Source organism: Vagococcus coleopterorum, assembly GCF_011303955.1.
Lineage (GTDB): Bacteria > Bacillota > Bacilli > Lactobacillales > Vagococcaceae > Vagococcus_D > Vagococcus_D coleopterorum.
This window is the reverse complement of the sequence record NZ_CP049886.1, coordinates 793820-811671: the sequence shown is the minus strand read 5'-3', so window position 1 is coordinate 811671 and position 17852 is coordinate 793820. Positions and strand designations below refer to the sequence as shown.

16 protein-coding genes are annotated in these 17852 nt (G+C 37.4%); 6 read left to right on the top strand and 10 right to left on the bottom strand.

From position 1 onward, the window contains the following. Positions 1–34 precede the first annotated feature (34 nt). Both G7081_RS04025 and G7081_RS04020 read right to left on the bottom strand, forming a co-directional pair. Positions 35–1213: an FtsW/RodA/SpoVE family cell cycle protein gene (locus tag G7081_RS04025; RefSeq protein ID WP_166007631.1), complete on the bottom strand. Its 1179-nt coding sequence runs from the start codon at positions 1211–1213 to the stop codon at positions 35–37. Between the two features lie 90 nt (positions 1214–1303). Continuing rightward, a complete protein-coding gene (locus G7081_RS04020; RefSeq protein WP_166007629.1) occupies positions 1304–2293 on the bottom strand; it encodes an alpha/beta hydrolase in 990 nt (329 codons plus the stop codon). A gap of 157 nt (positions 2294–2450) precedes the next feature. Here G7081_RS04020 and G7081_RS04015 point away from each other — a divergent pair, with 157 nt between their 5' ends. After that, positions 2451–3329 carry a polysaccharide deacetylase family protein gene (locus G7081_RS04015; protein WP_166007627.1) on the top strand — a complete coding sequence of 293 codons (879 nt, stop codon included), beginning with the start codon at positions 2451–2453 and terminating at the stop codon, positions 3327–3329. Between the two features lie 38 nt (positions 3330–3367). On the opposite strand, the gene upp is transcribed toward G7081_RS04015, so the two are convergent. The 7 genes from upp to G7081_RS03980 all read right to left on the bottom strand — a co-directional run bounded on the left by upp (position 3368) and on the right by G7081_RS03980 (position 10758). Next, complete coding sequence (gene upp / locus G7081_RS04010; protein WP_166007625.1) at positions 3368–3997, bottom strand: uracil phosphoribosyltransferase; 630 nt, start codon at positions 3995–3997, stop codon at positions 3368–3370. A gap of 115 nt (positions 3998–4112) precedes the next feature. Beyond that, the gene (gene glyA / locus G7081_RS04005; protein WP_338064557.1) at positions 4113–5357 is read right to left on the bottom strand and encodes a serine hydroxymethyltransferase; all 1245 of its coding nucleotides are present in this window, start codon (positions 5355–5357) and stop codon (positions 4113–4115) included. 121 nt (positions 5358–5478) lie between these two features. Next, positions 5479–6495, bottom strand: coding sequence for an L-threonylcarbamoyladenylate synthase (locus tag G7081_RS04000; RefSeq protein WP_166007621.1), 1017 nt, complete (start codon positions 6493–6495; stop codon positions 5479–5481). A gap of 14 nt (positions 6496–6509) precedes the next feature. Beyond that, a complete protein-coding gene (gene prmC / locus G7081_RS03995; RefSeq protein ID WP_166007619.1) occupies positions 6510–7349 on the bottom strand; it encodes a peptide chain release factor N(5)-glutamine methyltransferase in 840 nt (279 codons plus the stop codon). Next, positions 7339–8415: a peptide chain release factor 1 gene (gene prfA / locus G7081_RS03990; RefSeq protein ID WP_166007617.1), complete on the bottom strand. Its 1077-nt coding sequence runs from the start codon at positions 8413–8415 to the stop codon at positions 7339–7341. Before prfA ends, prmC begins: the two co-directional genes overlap by 11 nt. A gap of 26 nt (positions 8416–8441) precedes the next feature. Further along, entirely contained in the window at positions 8442–9014 is a 573-nt protein-coding gene (locus G7081_RS03985) for a thymidine kinase (RefSeq protein ID WP_202982249.1), read from the bottom strand. A 115-nt stretch (positions 9015–9129) separates the two neighbouring features. Further along, the gene (locus G7081_RS03980; protein WP_166007612.1) at positions 9130–10758 is read right to left on the bottom strand and encodes a cell division site-positioning protein MapZ family protein; all 1629 of its coding nucleotides are present in this window, start codon (positions 10756–10758) and stop codon (positions 9130–9132) included. A 234-nt stretch (positions 10759–10992) separates the two neighbouring features. Here G7081_RS03980 and G7081_RS03975 point away from each other — a divergent pair, with 234 nt between their 5' ends. The 3 genes from G7081_RS03975 to G7081_RS03965 all read left to right on the top strand — a co-directional run bounded on the left by G7081_RS03975 (position 10993) and on the right by G7081_RS03965 (position 14543). After that, positions 10993–12393: a TrkH family potassium uptake protein gene (locus G7081_RS03975; RefSeq protein WP_166007610.1), complete on the top strand. Its 1401-nt coding sequence runs from the start codon at positions 10993–10995 to the stop codon at positions 12391–12393. A gap of 142 nt (positions 12394–12535) precedes the next feature. Beyond that, positions 12536–13879 carry a Mur ligase family protein gene (locus G7081_RS03970; protein ID WP_166007608.1) on the top strand — a complete coding sequence of 448 codons (1344 nt, stop codon included), beginning with the start codon at positions 12536–12538 and terminating at the stop codon, positions 13877–13879. A gap of 1 nt (position 13880) precedes the next feature. Then, positions 13881–14543, top strand: a complete 663-nt coding sequence (locus G7081_RS03965; RefSeq protein ID WP_166007606.1) for a type 1 glutamine amidotransferase — start codon at positions 13881–13883, stop codon at positions 14541–14543. A gap of 33 nt (positions 14544–14576) precedes the next feature. Here G7081_RS03965 and G7081_RS03960 read toward each other — a convergent pair whose 3' ends face one another. Further along, positions 14577–15458, bottom strand: a complete 882-nt coding sequence (locus G7081_RS03960) for a YitT family protein (protein ID WP_166007604.1) — start codon at positions 15456–15458, stop codon at positions 14577–14579. Between the two features lie 454 nt (positions 15459–15912). Between G7081_RS03960 and G7081_RS03955 the strand changes: the two genes are divergently transcribed. Both G7081_RS03955 and rnjA read left to right on the top strand, forming a co-directional pair. Next, positions 15913–16128, top strand: a complete 216-nt coding sequence (locus G7081_RS03955) for a DNA-dependent RNA polymerase subunit epsilon (RefSeq protein WP_166007602.1) — start codon at positions 15913–15915, stop codon at positions 16126–16128. A 1-nt stretch (position 16129) separates the two neighbouring features. Continuing rightward, positions 16130–17806: a ribonuclease J1 gene (rnjA, locus tag G7081_RS03950; protein WP_166007600.1), complete on the top strand. Its 1677-nt coding sequence runs from the start codon at positions 16130–16132 to the stop codon at positions 17804–17806. Positions 17807–17852: the final 46 nt, after the last annotated feature.

Here is a 17852-nt window from a genome sequence, read left to right as displayed (position 1 = left end):
CTTTCAGCCAAAATAAAAAACTCTAATCAACAGATTAAAGTTTTAAACTTGGATTTTTTTGATAACGCATCGACAAGATAATTCCTACCCCAATCATATTTCCCAATAGCGATGACCCACCTTGGCTGACAAATGGTAACGGAATACCCGTTAATGGTAACAAACCAATATTCGCTCCAATGTTTTCAAACACATGGAATAAAATCATCATAATAATACCTGTTGCAATGTAGGCATAGAATTCATTGTTAGTATCAAAACAAACTCGAATCATACGATAGATCAAAATAAAATACATCATAATCATCAAGGCGCCGCCTATGAAACCAAAATTCTCACCAATGACGGTAAAAATCATATCAGACTCCCTAACTGGCACATGAACATCCGAGACATTAAAGCCTTTCCCCGTCACACCACCCGAACCAATGGCAGTAATAGCTTGTGCTTGTTGCAATGATTTCCCAGTTGGATCATGGAAAGGATCTTGCCATGAATCAATCCTTGATAATTGATAGTCTTTTACCCCTACAGTTGATAAGAAATCACGCCCTGCATCTGTGGTGATTAAAAAAATAGTGCCTGCAGCTAAAACGACAAATACTGTAATACAAGGAATAATAATTCGCCAAGAAATACCTGACATCAGGAATACCCCACCTAAAATAGCCACATAGACTAACATTGTCCCTAAATCTTGTTGAAATTTCAGCAACAAGACCACTGGCAATGTGACCAAAAGCATTTTCCCGATTAGATTCATATCATTTTTAAATTCATGCTCATTCACCAAATTATGACGAGTGACAACAAAAGCTAACATTAAAATATAAGCAATCTTCATCAACTCAGACGGCTGAAACATTAAGCCACCAAAGTTAAACCAGTTTCTCGACCCGGTAACAGCTGCTAAATTTTCATCATGGAACCAAATTAACAAGGTCATCAGTAGCAATCCTAAGCCATAAAAGAATGGCGTTAGACGCCACAATAAGCGTGAACTAAACTGCATCATAACTACCACCGCAACGGCTCCAATTAAAACCCATAAAACTTGCTTAATCATTGCATTTGTCACATCACCGACTAAAGGATTGTGAGACAGCGCAACGTACAAGGCTCCTAAGCCCATTAAAATTAAAACAAAGACTGGCAAAATAATCCCATAATCAATTCGATTATCTAAATCATAGTCTTTTCTAAAATTACCCATATCTTTCTCCTTTAGTTAATTTCTTTTACTATCATACTACGAATTTACTGTACCGTGCGTACAAACTGCTTATCTTAAAATTCTTTTATACTATTTATGTTTACCGATAAATTCTTTTACCTCTTCAAAGGTTTCTTGAGACGCTTTCAACGTCATGTCGAACTGATATTCATGCATTAGCGATTCTTTTGACTCCGGATAAAAGACCGTCGTCACATCTGTTCCTTGTTCTCGCATTTTCTTTGCAAAACTTTGGCCTTGCACCGGAAATGAAAATTCATTTCCGTCAGTAATGAATAACGGTGGCATTTTTTTAGCAACGACTGATATAAGATCTGCTTCTTTGACTTTGTTAGAATTTAGCCAGTAACGGTCGCCCGTATAGGCCCAGCCAATATTTTTAACAAAATAATCGATGACCTTAGAGTCACCTAAATCACTTAAATCTTTTAAAGAAAATGGCGTACAGAATAACAGCCCACCTTTGATGGTATCTACTGGAACCACACTTGGTAGTCCCACCTTTTTACTGTAATCAGAATCTAGTTGAATAGCTAAAAACTGCATGCTTATTTGACCACCTGCCGAATCACCGGCAAAGAATACTTTCGATAAGTCTAAGTTATAGGTAGCTGCTTGTTTTTCCAACTCTTTATACAACTCACCTAATTGAATCAGCGGGCTAGGATATTTCGTTCCTGGCGCTAAAGCATAATTCATATTGGCTACAGCATAACCTTCAGAGGCTAACATCTGTGTATAAATCCGATTATCTTCTTTTTGTCCTCCAACAAAAGCGCCCCCATGCACCCAAATGATGACTGGAACTTTTTCTTCTGTATCAGGCCGAACTAAATCATATTTATTTTGTGGTTGCTCTGATTGATACGTTAAATCATTGTAATTTTGAATTTTATCCATTCGCTTTTGAAAATCAGCCGGCTCTTTAGCTGGCCCACCCTTAGCAAACAGACTATTTATTAAGTTGGTTGCAGGGTATGGTGTAAACGCAATTAGCCCTACAGCAAATAGGAGCAACACTCCTAAAATAATACTGATATCTTTTAAAAATCTTTTCATTTAAAATTATCCTCTTCACGTGATTTATTACAGTTAATTGTATCTTTTTTTGAACTGATACACAACTAAGTACCTTCCGTAACTGTAAAGAAAGTCTTAACTTTACCACTATATATATGGTATTCTAAACTCACTATTATTAAAGGAGTTCTGCCTTATGAGAAAATGGATTATTAGCCTGTTAGTTGCCATCATCCTTGCACAACTAGGATTTATCTTTTACCGTCAATCACAATTATCTAATAAAACAGCCCCCACGACTCAACAAACTGAAGAAACTAGCTCGCTTCAACTAACCGAAACAACGAAAGAACCTGATTCTAAACCAGCTAAAACTGAACCAAATACCAAAAACTGGCTCTCTTCTGAGGCAGAAATCAACTTCCCTATCTTGATGTATCATAGCTTATCTGAAGGTAACAGCTTAAGAGTCCCACCAGCTGAATTTCGCCAACACATGGCGTGGTTGAAAGAGAATGACTATTATACGCTGACACCAGAAGAAGCCTATTTAGTGTTAACAACTAATAAAAAACCTGCCGAAAACATTGTCTGGGTTACCTTTGATGATGGCTACCTTGATAACTATGAGGAAGGCTTCCCCATCTTAAAAGATTTAAAGATGAAAGCAACGATTAATTCTATTATCAAAAAACAAAAGAGTGATAATGGTTTCACTCTTGAACAGGCTAAAGAAATGAGTGACTCTGGCCTAGTTAGTATCCAGAGTCACACATACAATCACTTAGAATTAAATCAAATGACTCCGGCAGAACAAACGGAAGAAATGAACTCATCTAAAAATTTTTTAGATAAAAACTTAAAACAAGATACCAACACACTCTGCTATCCTGTAGGACGTTACGATGATACTACGATTGAACTATCTGAAAAAGCTGGTTATAAAATGGCTGTCACAACTGAACCTGGCTATGCTAGTGCTAGCGATGGACTATTTGCCTTAAAACGCGTGCGTGTATCCCCTGGATATGATGGCGCTGGCTTCGGTAATCTAATGACAAGTTTTGCTTATTAAGCAAAAAAAGACTGCCAATGGCAGTCTTTTTTGTTTGATTATTTTGTACCGAATAAACGGTCCCCAGCATCTCCTAGACCTGGAACGATGTAGCCATCTTCGTTTAGTTTTTCATCTAAACCTGCCGTAATGATATCGACATCTGGATGGGCATCGTGTAAAGCTTTAACTCCTTCTGGAGCTGCTACTAAACAAACAAATTTAATGTTTGTTCCACCACGTTTTTTCAGAGCGTCGACTGCTAAAATAGCAGAGCCTCCTGTGGCTAACATTGGATCAACAACAAATAACTGACGTGTTTCAATATCAGATGGTAATTTAACAAAATATTCTACTGGTTCCCATGTATCATGATCACGATACATCCCAATATGTCCTACCTTGGCTGCTGGAATTAAATCCAACATTCCGTCTACCATGCCGATACCAGCACGAAGAATTGGAATTATAGCTACTTTTTTACCTGAAAGTGTTTTTTGAATTGATTTACCGACTGGCGTTTCAATCTCAACATCTTCTAGGGGCATGTCACGTGAAACCTCAAATGCCATCAGCATTGATATTTCATTAACAACCTCACGAAAGACCTTAGTACCACAATTCTTATCACGAATAATTGTTAATTTGTGTTGAATTAGTGGATGATCAATAACTTGAAAATTTCCCATAGCGCTAACTCCCTTTCTTTGTTACTTCAATCCGAAAACTGAAGCGGTGTTATTTTTTACTATTTACCATTGTAGAACAAAAAAGAGCAATTGACTAGCAATTACTCTAATTTTTTTAATTATATAGTGGGAAATTCCCAGTGATTTCTTGAACTTCATTGGCAACAGTTGCTAAACGACTGTCATCATCATGATGTGTTAAGACTTCATCAATTAATTCAGCAATACGTTTTGCTTCGGCTTCTTTCATGCCACGAGTGGTAATAGCTGGGCTACCAATGCGAATCCCACTTGTTTTAAAGGGACTTAGAACTTCAAAGGGAATTGAATTTTTATTAACTGTCATGTGAACGGTATCTAATAAAGCTTCCGCTTCTTTACCATTCAAACCATAACCCGTCACATCAATTAGAACTAAGTGGTTATCTGTACCATGACTAATGACACGCGCTTTTTCAGACGTCATAAAGACATCTGCCATCGCTTTAGCATTTGCTACGACTTGTTTTTGATAATCAACAAATTCTGGTTCCAAGGCTTCTTTAAAGGCCACTGCTTTTGCACCAATCACGTGCATCAATGGTCCTCCTTGGATACCAGGGAAGATGGCACTGTCAATCTTTTTCGCAAGATCGGCATCATTTGTTAAAATAATACCCCCACGTGGACCACGAAGTGTTTTATGGGTTGTTGACGTTACCACGTCAGCATACGGCATTGGGCTTTGGTGAACGCCCGCTGCGACTAAACCAGCGATGTGTGCCATATCAACCATTAACTTAGCACCAACTTCATCTGCAATTTCTTTAAATTTAGAAAAATCAATTTCTCGAGCATAGGCACTGGCGCCTGCCACGATTAATTTAGGTTTAACTTCTCTGGCACGTTCACGGACAACATCATAGTCAATTGTTTCAGTTTCTGGGTCAACACCATAACCATGGAATTCGTAAGTTTTCCCACTAAAGTTAACGGGCGAACCATGAGTTAAGTGACCACCATGAGCAAGATCCATTCCTAAAACAACATCACCAGGTTGAATCAAAGCCATATAAGCAGCTGTGTTCGCTTGTGAACCAGAGTGTGGTTGAACATTAGCAAACTCTGCACCAAAAATTTTCTTTACTCGGTCAATTGCTAAGTTTTCAGCAATATCAACATACTCACAGCCACCATAGTAACGACGGCCAGGATAACCTTCGGCATATTTATTTGTTAAAATACTCCCTTGAGCAGCCATCACTCCAGGTGATACAAAGTTTTCAGAGGCAATTAATTCAATATTACCATTTTGTCTTTCATTTTCTTGCTCTACCGCATTCCAAAATTCCGGATCAAACGCTTGATAATCTTTATTCATCATCTAAACCACACTCCTTCGCTTTTTTATAATTGTAGCATGCTTTATTTTAGAAAAGACATTTTATTGCTCATGAAATCAACTTTTAAATAACAAAAAAAAGCCAGTGAAGGCTTTTTATTTAAATATATTGATTGTCTGCCGCTTTTTTTAAACGGTTCATATAAGCCAAGCCTAACCCTTCTTCTGGGTAAGTTTGAACTAGTATTGTATCTATCTCATTAGAAGATTCATCCAACTGACGAAGTCCAGCAAATAATAAGCGACTAGCATCAGCAATATTATCTCCTTCTGACAAAGCGAAACTTCCAACGCTCGCAAGCTGATTCATTGAAATGATTTCTTCTGAAGCTAAGATTGCCACACGCACACCTTCAGTTTGCAATTTTAAGATAGCTTCTGACCAATCCCGTTCACCTACTGGCATCATCAAAACTCTTGCATTTGGCGAATAATGTTGGTACTTCATACCTGGCGCTTTAGGTTGTTGATCAGTTGGCAAAGCGTTGGCTTGCCCAAGTTTCCCAATAACGGCTTCAATCTCAGCAGCCACAATCTGACCCGGCCGTAAAATCACTGGTTCTGGAACAGATAGATCAAGGACAGTTGACTCTAATCCGACCGTCGTTGCCCCGCCATCTAAAACACCAGTCACTTTCCCAGCAAGATCATGCAGTACATGATCCGCTGTCGTAGGACTAGGTTTCCCTGATGTATTAGCACTTGGGCCAACTAAAGGAACCCCTGCTTCTGTGATTAGAGCTAAAGCCAATTCATGGTCCGGCATTCTAAAAGCAGCCGTTTTTAAGCCACCAGTTACGACTGAAGGTAAACTACCAGGAATAATTTCAAATATCATCGTTAGTGGTCCCGGCCAAAACGTTTCGATCAATTTAATCGCACGCTCCGGTACTTCAGCAACAAATTGATTTAATTGTTCTTTAGTTGAGAGATGAACAATTAATGGATTATCACTAGGTCTACCTTTGGCTTGATAAACATGACTCACTGCTTCGGCATTGGTTGCATCAGCTCCTAATCCATAAACAGTTTCAGTCGGGAAGGCAATTAATTCCCCTGCTTGTATTCTTTTAGCAGCTTGGCTGACTGTCTCTTTCGTATAGCGTTTCGTTTCCATTGTTCACCCCTCCTTTATTGAATAAAAACCATCCGATCCTGACCAAACACATCTTGTTTTATTTCTACTAAACGATTCGGTAGGGCATTTTGAAAAATCTCTTGGACAGCTCGACCTTGATTAAACCCAATTTCTAAATAAACAGTCGTTTGTTCATGGCTGATTGTTTTAAGTTCTTGAGCTAGTTGTTCATATAATGCTAAACCTTTATTTTCTGCAAACAAGGCCATTTTTGGTTCATATTCACGAACACTTTCATCCATTAAATCCCATTCGTCAGCTGAAATATAAGGTGGATTGGAGATAACGATATCAAAGACTTCTCCTTTGACCGCCTGTGTTAAATCACTTTCTAAAAATCTAACATCAGCTTGAAGCTCTTCTGCATTCAAGCTAGCAACTGCAAGGGCATCTGGCGATAAATCAACAGCTGTCACATCCCAGTCAGGAGCTTCTTGCTTTAAGGAAATAGCAATGGCACCTGTCCCTGTTCCAATATCTAAGACTTTTAAATTCTTTTCCTTATCATTTCCAGCTAAACACCCTTGAACTAATTCTTCTGTTTCTGGACGTGGAATCAGCGTGTTGCTATTTACCTTAAAGCGACGACCATAAAATTCACAAGACCCAATCACATATTGGGCTGGCTGTCCTTCCAGAACTTTTGCTAAATCTAGTTCAAATTGAGCTGAAATATTCTCTGGCATTTCCGTTCTTAAGCGAGTCACTAAGTCCGTTTTATTCCAACCTTGGCGTTCGCATAAAAGGTATTCTGCTAAGTAACCTTCAAGACCTTGCTCTTCTAAAAAAGAAGAAGCCCGTTTAAGGACTTCGACATAAAGATTATCTTGCATTTTGCATCTCTTCTAATTTAGCTGTTTGATCATAAATGATTAAAGCATCTACGATTTCGTCCAGTTCCCCAGCTAAAATACGATCTAATTTTTGAACCGTTAAACCAATACGGTGATCGGTTACACGGTTTTGCGGGAAGTTATACGTTCTAATACGTTCTGAACGGTCACCCGTACCCACAGCCGATTTACGACTTGAATCATACTCGCTACGCGCTTCTTGTTCTAATTGGTCAAAGACACGTGCACGTAAAATCTTCATAGCTTTTTCTCTATTTTGTAATTGTGAACGCTGATCTTGCATCGCTACAACAATACCTGTTGGTAAGTGAGTCAAACGAACAGCAGAGGCTGTCTTGTTGACGTGCTGTCCACCGGCACCACTGGCATGGTAAATATCAACACGGATATCTTTTTCATCTAAGTCTAATTCCACTTCTTCTGCTTCAGGTAAAACAACAACCGTCGCAGTTGATGTGTGAACACGACCTTGTGATTCCGTTGATGGAACACGTTGAACACGGTGTGCACCACTTTCATATTTCAATTTAGAGAAAACATTTTCTCCTGTAATCATCACGATAACTTCTTTATAACCACCAATACCAGTGATATTCGCTTCCATCACTTCAAACTTCCAACCTTGTGATGAGGCATAGCTTTGGTACATTTCGAATAAATCACCAGCAAATAATGCTGCTTCATCTCCGCCTGCAGCACCACGAATTTCCATGATGATGTTTTTATCATCGTTTGGATCTTTAGGAATCAACAGAACTTTAATACGTTCTTCTAACTCTTCTTTTTCAGCTTTTAAATCAGATAATTCTTCTTTTGCCATTTCTTGCATTTCAGCATCTAATTTTTCGCCTAACATTTCTTCAGTTTCCGAAATACCTGAAACCACTTCTTTATAACGACGATAAACTTCTACTGTTTCACGAGTGTTAGCTTCTTCTTTTGATAATTCCATGAATTTCTTGTTATCCGAAATAACAGCCGGGTCACTTAGTAATTCCCCTAACTCTTCATAACGATCTTCTATTGATTGTAATTGATCATACATAGATATGTTCTCCTTTAAGTAAGTCCTTAATTAATTTCTGGCTTTAAATAGTGTTTACGACAAACGGGATAATAAGCTTCGTTTCCCCCGATTTGAATTTGCTCGCCATCATAGACTGGCTTGCCATCAAGCATCCGCAAGTTCATCGACGCTTTTTTATGACAGAACCAACAAATTGTTTTTAATTCTTCTAATTTATCTGCATATAATAATAAGTATTTTGACCCTTCAAATAATTCATTACGGAAATCATTTTTTAGACCAAAGGCCATTACTGGCACTCCCAATTCATCCACCACTTGAGCAAATTGCTCAACATGATGTTTTTCTAAAAATTGAGCTTCATCAATCAAAATACAATAAGGTTTGAAATCAAGGCTATGAATAAAATCAAACACGTTAGTCTCACTAAAGATTGGTGTTGCTTCACGAGATAAGCCAATCCGACTAGAAACAGTCCCTACGCCATCACGATCATCAAGTCCACTAGTCATTAAGACCACTGGTTTATTTTGTTCTTCATAATTATGAGCAACTTTTAAAATTTCAATGGTTTTACCACTATTCATCGCGCCATATTTGAAAAATAACTGTGCCATTTTTTCACCCATCTTTCATTTTCTTCCTATGTTAGTATACTTTACTTTGAGGAAAAAATCATCCTTTGAAATAAGAAATCCCCTAAAACTTTTACAAGCTTTAGAGGAGTATTTTTTATTTATATTTGTTTGCATCCGAGTAGTTTGGCGCGCCACCACGGAATGACCCTGTTTTAGCATTAACCGTTACGATATAAATCGGTAATTGGCTATCACTAAAACTTTGCGTAATTGCTGTGTCACGTCTTGTTGCATATAATTCGTAGTAAGCTTCACCATTTAAAATTTCTTTAGCTACTAATGTATAACCACCTGGTGTTACATACCCACGAGAGATAACTGTGTTGATGAAGTTTTCTTGAACCCCTGGTGCCCAAGACCAATCTCCATCAAGCGTTGATCCTGGTGTACGGCCATGAATCACAACGCCATCCTTAACCATACCGCCACCATCACTGTTGGCACCGTGGTCTAAGCCACCTGAACCTGCTGTTCCAGCATTACCACCATTTGCCGATTGTTGTCCTTGTTGTTGAGTTTGCGTTTGTTCACTAGCGGCTTTTTCTTTCGCTGCTTTTTCTGTTTCTGAAAGCACTTTATCAACAGTTGCTAAATCTTTTTCAAATTTAGCTTTTAAATCTTTATCCGTTAATTGATCAACTAATTTTTTAGCCTCATCGTATTGTTTACGTGTGACATCTTTTTTAGGCTTGCTATCTTTATCTAACAAGTTAGCTAAAGCATCTTTCGCTTCATTAATTTCAGTTAGCTGTTTCTTAGCTACGGTTAACCCTTGGTTGACTAACGTTTCAAAATCATCTTTAGGGTCTTCAATTGTTACTGGCACTTTGTTAAGAGATGTTTTGAACACTGGTTTTTCGCTTAACTTATCACCTTTAATAATGCCTTCTTTAAATAAATTGTTTACTTCAAATTGCTTCTCAGCTTTTGCTTGGACAGCCGTTAGCTGTTCCTCTAAATCAGCTTTTAAGTCTTTATTTTTTAACTCAGCCACTTCATCTACAACTTTTTCTAACTTTTCAGCATTAAAATCTTCACTTAAGAATACTTTAGATTCGTTTAAATATAACTCATTTAAATGAGTCTCAGCTAAATCAGCGTGTTGAGTCATTTCAGTTTTAGACTGACCTCCTGTTGTTTCTTGGTATTTAGAATAGCCATATCCGCCACCACCAAGTAATAATAAAGCAGCTAAACCAGTCGCAACTTTTTTACCTTTTGAACCTTTTTTACTGTCAGTATTATCTGTGTCAGAAGCTTCTTCGATTGAAACTTGAGCTTCTTCAACTTTCTGAACTTCTTCTTTTGTTTCTTCTTTTGTTTTTTCTTTTACTTCTTCTTTTTGTTCAACGTCAACAGCTACTTCTTCTGACGCTTCCGCTTTTGCTGACTTTGCAGCTGCAACTGCCGCTGCAGCAGGAGCAAATTTTTCTAACTTGTCATCAGCTTTTTCTTGAATTGTTTCTTCCACAGTTTCAGCTGATTCTTTTGTTGCTTTTTCAACTTCAGCTTTCGCTTCCTTAGCCGCTTTGGCAGCCGCTGCTTTAGCCTCAACTTCTGCTGCTTTTGATCCAGCTACAACACCAGCTGTAGCCCCCGCTACTTTACTAGCAGGTTTTCTAATTTTTTTATTATCTGCAGAAAAACTATCACAGTTCGGACAAACGCCATCTGTTGTTGTCACCACACGTCCACAGTTTGGACATTTAATTTCTTTCGCCATTTTTATCACGATCCTATTTTTAATTTCGTCGAGCACATTAGTTCTACTCATTATATTGCTAGTTTATCATATTCCTTTTTAGATTGTTAGAAAGACACCTAAACTTAACACTATCGTAATGTATCAAAACACCCGTCTTCCAGTCTCAAATGAGATACTTTAAATTTAAAATTGCAGTTATTTTTAGAAATGCTATACTAAATACAGCATTTTATTCAGAAAGGAGGGTTTTCGGTGGCTAAACATCGTTTTTTCTATGGTTATAAACGTGATTTTTCTCGTTTTATTTCATCACATGTTTCCAGTATTCAGTTAATCGTTATCTACTATTTAATTTTAACAAGCATCGCTTTCGTCCTGTTAAAGTTGCCATATTTTCGCGTCCCTGGTGCAGAGACTTCTTTACTAGACGATATTTTCATGGCTGTTAGTACTGTTAGCGTCACCGGATTAACCACCTTTAATATTAGTGAGGTCTTTAACCACCGCGGTGTCATCTTGTTAGAAATTTTATTCCAAGTTGGTGGGTTAGGAATTATGATGGTGTCAACCTTCTTCCTAATTTTATCGAGAAAGAAAATTTCTCTTAAACAACGTCAATTAATTATGGCTGATATGAACCAACCAAAATTAAGCGGAATCGTTAGACTGATTCGCACAACCCTTGGTATTTTATTACTCCTACAATTTGTTTTCGGAGTTATCTTCTCAATTCATTTTTATGTAACAGAACACCATCCAACTATTATTGAGTCCATTTATTATGGTTTCTACCAATCAATCTCAGCGGTGACCAATTCTGGGTTCGACGTAACTGGTACCTCATTGATTCCTTACGCGAATGATTATTTCTTCTTAATTTGTATTATCTTATTGATCATTATCGGAGGGATTGGTTTCCCGGTCATTATGGAAATCAAAGAATGGTTATTCTTCAAGAAGAAACGTCGAGGTTATCCTTTCCGTTTTTCTTTATTTAGTAAGTTAGCTATTAGCTCTTTCTTAATCCTATTTGTATTAGGAACCATTTTTATTTATTTACTAGAACGCAAACACCTTTTTGCTGGAATGGACGGCATGCAAACGTGGATTCACTCAATGTTTTATTCCATGACAACTCGTAATGCCGGTTTACAACTCAATCAGTTAGGTGAATTCCAAACCCCAACTTTACTATTATTCTCAACTTTAATGTTTATCGGCTGTAGCCCAAGTTCAGTCGGCGGTGGAGTGAGAACAACAACTGTTGCGATTGTCTTCCTATACATGGTGTCATTCATTAAAAGTGAAGAAAAAATTAGTATCTTTGGTCGCCGTATCTCGGAAGAAGATATTAAAAAATCCGTGGTCGTATTTAATCTCTCTTTATTAATGTGCTTTGTCTCTGTTCTGATTCTTTCAGCAACAGAAAATGAATCGTTGATTTCATTAATTGTTGAAGTGACATCGGCATTCGGTACGACTGGTTTATCTATGGGAATTACTGACGACCTTAGTGTCGTCGGCAAAATGATTATTTGCGCCCTAATGTTTATCGGACGTATCGGCATGCTTTACACCCTTATGCTATTTGTTCCGAAAGAAATGAAAGATAAAGGCTACATTTACCCAACAGAAAAAATTATTATCGGTTAAAACGAAAAACCTATCCTTCTAGAAAGGATAGGTTTTTCTTAAGTTAATAGTCTGACTTAAAAATAAAAATAAATTATGGTATGATTAACAAGATAAAAATTGCACCTAGCTCTTTCCAAGAGCAGCATAGGAGGAATATAACATGACTTTACGTAGTCAATTAGCCAAAACAGTTGGTAAATCTAGCCAATGGTTTTTAACAAACTTTACTAAAGGTGGTAGCAGTCTACCAGGTAAATTAGCCTTAAAGATTGATCCACATATTTTAGACACTTTAGCCAAAGACTATGAAGTGATTGTAGTGACTGGTACAAACGGAAAGACTCTAACGACTGCCTTAACAGTTAATGTCTTGAAGCAAGAATTTGACCACGTTTTAACAAACCCGACTGGTGCCAATATGGCTCAAGGAATTGTTTCGACTTTCTTAAGCGCTAAAGGAAATAAAAACAGTAAAAAATTTGCGGTTTTAGAAATCGATGAAGCAAGCTTAAGTAAGGTAACAGAATACATCAAACCTAAACTATTCTTATTCACAAATATCTTCCGTGACCAGATGGATCGTTACGGAGAAATCTATACCACCTATAAATTAATTGTTGATGGCGCAGCCAAAGCACCTGAAGCAACAATTTTAGCCAATGGCGATTTACCAATTTTCAATTCCGTTGAAACGGTCAATCCTCGTGAGTATTATGGCTTTAACCATCAAGAAGACAGTGAAATGATGGCTCACTACAATACAGATGGGGTGCTTTGTCCTAACTGCCAGCACATTTTACACTACAAAATGATTACTTATAGTAACTTAGGTAAATACTACTGTGCTAACTGTGACTTCAAACGTCCAGAATTAGATTATCAATTAACTGCCTTAGGCGATATGACTAATACCTCAGCTGCATTCACAATTGATGGGGAAGATTACAACATCGAAGTCGGCGGTTTGTATAACGTCTATAACGCTTTATCTGCGGCTGCAATTGGCGAACACTATGGTGTCTCTGCAGATAAAATCCGTAAAGGCTTAGCTTATGACGAAAAAGTATTTGGTCGTCAAGAAGTTATTGAAGTTGACGGCAAACGTTGTACCCTAGTCTTAGTTAAAAACCCTGTGGGATTAAACCAAGTCATCGACATGATCGACTTAGCACCACGTCCTTTCTCATTAGTTAGCTTATTAAACGCTAACTATGCTGACGGGATTGATATTAGTTGGATTTGGGATGGGAATCACGAAGCATTTGCTGACATGGCCATTCCTAAAGTCATTACAGGTGGCGATCGTCGCAAAGATATGAGCTTACGTTTAACCGTAGCTGGCATTGAAGATAGTATTATGACAGAAGCCGCTTCTTTCCAAGAGGTGATTGAAGAAATTAAGTCTGCGCCAACTGATGATGTCTTTATCTTAGCAACTTATACAGCTGTTCTCCAATTACGTAAAGAATTAGCTAACCAAGGCTATATTAAAGGAGGAATGTAAGATGGCAGAAAAAGTAATTCGAGCTTGCCACCTTTACGGCAACCTACTTAATACCTATGGCGACAACGGTAATATGTTAATGATGGCTCACGTTGCCAAACAACAAGGTGTGGCTTTTGAATCTAAAATCGTCAGCATCTATGAAGAGTTTAATCCTGATGAGTTTGATTTTATCTTTTTTGGTGGTGGTCAAGACTACGAGCAAACAATCGTATCGAAAGACTTACAAACTAAAAAAGAAGCCTTAACACAATACATTGAAGATGAGGGTGTCATCTTAGCAATTTGCGGTGGTTATCAAATGCTTGGTCACTACTACATTGGTGCCAATGGCGATAAAATACCTGGTATCAGCGCTTTAGACCACTACACTGAAAGCCAAGAAGATAATCGTTTCATTGGTGATGTTGAAATTCACAACGAAGCCTTCAATGAAACTTATGTGGGATTCGAAAACCACAATGGTGTGACTTACTTAGGCGAAGGTGAAAAGCCACTTGGAACTGTCACGACTGGTTATGGTAATAACGGAAAAGACAACGGTGAAGGCGCTATTTATAAAAACACTTTCTGTAGTTACTTACACGGTCCAATCCTAGCTCGTAATCCCCACTTAGCAAAACGCTTAGTCGATATTATCTTAGATAAAAAATATGCAAAATAAAAAGAGTGAACTTAACCGTTCACTCTTTTTTATTTACATTTCATTTGGATTTAATTCTTCTTCCTCATCAAAAAACTCGCGAGTAAAACCTTCGCCAATCACACTTTGAACATCATTAATAATGACAAATGCTAAAGGATCAATCTCATTAATAATTTTTTGAATCGGTAATAATTGCTGACGACTAATTACCACATACAAAATCGTCTTAGGATTTTTTTGATAGTAACCAACCCCATCAACTACGGTTAAACCACGTCCAAGTTGATCGCTAATTTCTTTGGCAACCGCTTCATGTTTTTCTGAAATAATCGTGATCGATTTTTTAGGATTAGACCCTTCAAGAATGAAGTCTAAGAGTTTTGTAGAAACAGCTAATGAAACAAAGGTGAACATCATGCTTTCAATTCCAATGACAAAAGCTGATGGAATGACAACAATCAAATCAAAAAATAACATAGCGTAGCTGGTGTTCCAACCTAAGTATTTATTCGCTAACTTCGCTAAAATCCCACTGCCTGCTGTTGTTCCATTACCACGCATAATCAAGCCAATACCGATCCCCATTAAGACACCGGCACCAATCGCACCAATGATTACTTCACTAGTTTGGAATGGATATGGTTCTAAGAGATGTAAGAAAACAGAAATAATAGCGATGGCATACAGTGTATAAAAGATGGTTTTTTTATCTAAAAACTTATAGCCAATTACCAGTAAAATCGCATTAAAGAACATATTTGTATAAGCAGTAGGAATATCATATAAATACTTCAAAATCATGGTAATCCCCGTTACCCCACCCTCACCTAAGTTGTTAGGAATAGCCATAACTTGAACGGAAGCAGAGAAAATAAATGCCCCAATCGTAATTTTAATGATATTTGATAAAAGTTCTTTGTTATTTTTAGTCATCTCTTTATTCCTCCTTACAAAACTTAAAACACCCAGTTGTATTTTATCTAAAGATACTATAAAGCGGAATATCAATGCAACCTAAATGACAGTTTTATGAGCAAGTTCTGTGCAATTGCTCTTTTTTCTGCTTGTAAAAAATCACGGCATTATTATCACTGAAATAGAACAGTCTTCTATACTTATTACTAATATTATGATAGAATTAATTTAATTATAACGTTCACGTATTTTATTAAACAGATAACTTAAAGTCTATGATGTTTAATCAGAGGAATAGCCGCTCTATTCCAAGCAAGTTTAACCTCAGTTTAATTTGCTTAATAAGTTTAGAACAGGTGCTAACCACCTCATTTTAGTATGTGCAATTTGTTGTAATCCGTTATTAACAACGCTGATAGATTTTTTCTATCTTTGAATAAAACTACCCTACGGGGACGAAGGAGACAGATTTATGATTTATAAAGTTTTTTATCAAGAAACAAAAACACGTAACCCAAAAAGAGAGCAAACTAAATCACTTTACTTAGAAGCTGATTCAGAAGTTGCGGCACGTATGACAGTTGAAGACAATACCCCATACCACATTGAGTTGGTTCAACTACTAGAAGGTAATCACTTAGATTACGAAAAAGAAAATGCTGAGTTTTCTTTAACGGAGTTCAAATAAAATGAAACCCACTATTAAAAACAACGAAACTGGTGTTTTTGGGATTGGTGGATTAGGTGAAATCGGGAAAAATACATATGGGGTTCAGTTCCAAGATGAAATTATCATCGTTGATGCTGGGATTAAATTCCCTGAAGATGATCTTTTAGGAATTGATTATGTTATCCCTGATTACAGCTACATCATTGAAAACTTGCCTAAAGTTAAAGGGTTAGTTATCACCCATGGACACGAAGACCACATCGGTGGTATTCCATTCTTATTAAAGCAAGCTAACATTCCAATTTATGCTGGACCACTAGCCTTGGCTTTAATCAAAAACAAATTAGAAGAACACGGTTTACTAAGAGATGCTGTCTTACATGAAATTAATGAAGACACTGTCATTAAATTCCGTAAAACATCTGTTAGCTTCTTCCGTACAACACACAGTATTCCAGACGCTTTAGGTTTAGTCGTTAAGACCCCTTCAGGTAATATTGTTTGTACTGGTGACTTTAAATTTGACTTAACGCCAGTTGGTGAACCACCAAACTTACAACGCATGGCAAAAATCGGTTCTGAAGGTGTACTATGTATGCTATCAGATAGTACTAATGCTGAAGTACCTGATTTTACTAAATCAGAAAAAATGGTTGGCGAGTCAATCGATCGCATCTTCCAAAAAATTGAAGGTCGTATTATCTTTGCAACCTTCGCTTCAAATATCTTCCGTCTACAACAAACAGTACAAGCGGCTGTGAAAACAGGCCGTAAAGTTGCTGTCTTTGGTCGTAGTATGGAAAATGCCATTGTGAATGGTCAAAAATTAGGCTACATCACTGCTCCTGAAGGAACATTTGTTGATGGTCGTGAAATTAATAATGTCCCTGCAAATGAGATGTTAATCTTATGTACAGGTTCTCAAGGTGAACCAATGGCTGCGTTAAGTCGTATTGCTAACGGTACTCACCGTCAAATTTCAATTCAACCTGGTGACTCAGTCATCTTCTCAAGTTCGCCGATTCCTGGTAACACAACAAGCGTAAACCGTGTTATCAACCGTCTTGCAGAAGCTGGTGCTGAAGTTATTCATGGTAAAGTGAATAACATTCACACTTCTGGTCATGGTGGCCAACAAGAACAAAAATTAATGCTTAGCTTAATGAAACCTAAGTACTTTATGCCAGTTCACGGTGAATACCGTATGCTTAAAGTTCATACTCAATTAGCTCAAGATACCGGTGTTGAAGCGGATAACTGCTTTATCTTACAAAACGGTGACATGTTGGCTTTAACAGCTGATAGTGCTCGTATTGCTGGGCATTTTGAAGCTGGTGATGTCTATGTTGATGGTAATGGTATTGGCGATATTGGTAACGCTGTTCTTAGCGAACGTCGTAACCTATCAGAAGAAGGAATTGTTTTAGCAGTTGCAACTGTCGACTACAAAAAACAACAAATCCTTGCTGGTCCAGACATTCTATCACGTGGTTTCATCTACATGCGTGAATCAGGTAGCTTAATCAACCAAGCACAACGTATTGTGTCTCGTGAAATGATGAAAGCTTTGAAAAACCCTGAATGTAACGAAAAAATGTTAGAAGATGTTATCACTAAAACACTACAACCATTCCTAGTTGAGAAGACTGAGCGTCATCCAATGATTATGCCAATGGTATTAACACAAGATAACTAATTTAAAAGAGCCTCCGCAAATGCGGAAGCTCTTTTTTTTATTTAAA

Coding starts and splice junctions, on each gene's coding strand:
- prmC (WP_166007619.1), bottom strand. CDS start 7,349: ATGCAAGATAATCTTTATGTCGAAGTCCTTAAACGGGCTTCTTCTTTT.
- upp (WP_166007625.1), bottom strand. CDS start 3,997: ATGGGAAATTTTCAAGTTATTGATCATCCACTAATTCAACACAAATTA.
- G7081_RS04015 (WP_166007627.1), top strand. CDS start 2,451: ATGAGAAAATGGATTATTAGCCTGTTAGTTGCCATCATCCTTGCACAA.
- G7081_RS03985 (WP_202982249.1), bottom strand. CDS start 9,014: ATGGCACAGTTATTTTTCAAATATGGCGCGATGAATAGTGGTAAAACC.
- G7081_RS04000 (WP_166007621.1), bottom strand. CDS start 6,495: ATGGAAACGAAACGCTATACGAAAGAGACAGTCAGCCAAGCTGCTAAA.
- G7081_RS03970 (WP_166007608.1), top strand. CDS start 12,536: ATGACTTTACGTAGTCAATTAGCCAAAACAGTTGGTAAATCTAGCCAA.
- prfA (WP_166007617.1), bottom strand. CDS start 8,415: ATGTATGATCAATTACAATCAATAGAAGATCGTTATGAAGAGTTAGGG.
- G7081_RS03955 (WP_166007602.1), top strand. CDS start 15,913: ATGATTTATAAAGTTTTTTATCAAGAAACAAAAACACGTAACCCAAAA.
- glyA (WP_338064557.1), bottom strand. CDS start 5,357: ATGAATAAAGATTATCAAGCGTTTGATCCGGAATTTTGGAATGCGGTA.
- G7081_RS03980 (WP_166007612.1), bottom strand. CDS start 10,758: ATGGCGAAAGAAATTAAATGTCCAAACTGTGGACGTGTGGTGACAACA.
- rnjA (WP_166007600.1), top strand. CDS start 16,130: ATGAAACCCACTATTAAAAACAACGAAACTGGTGTTTTTGGGATTGGT.
- G7081_RS03965 (WP_166007606.1), top strand. CDS start 13,881: ATGGCAGAAAAAGTAATTCGAGCTTGCCACCTTTACGGCAACCTACTT.
- G7081_RS04025 (WP_166007631.1), bottom strand. CDS start 1,213: ATGGGTAATTTTAGAAAAGACTATGATTTAGATAATCGAATTGATTAT.
- G7081_RS03960 (WP_166007604.1), bottom strand. CDS start 15,458: ATGACTAAAAATAACAAAGAACTTTTATCAAATATCATTAAAATTACG.
- G7081_RS04020 (WP_166007629.1), bottom strand. CDS start 2,293: ATGAAAAGATTTTTAAAAGATATCAGTATTATTTTAGGAGTGTTGCTC.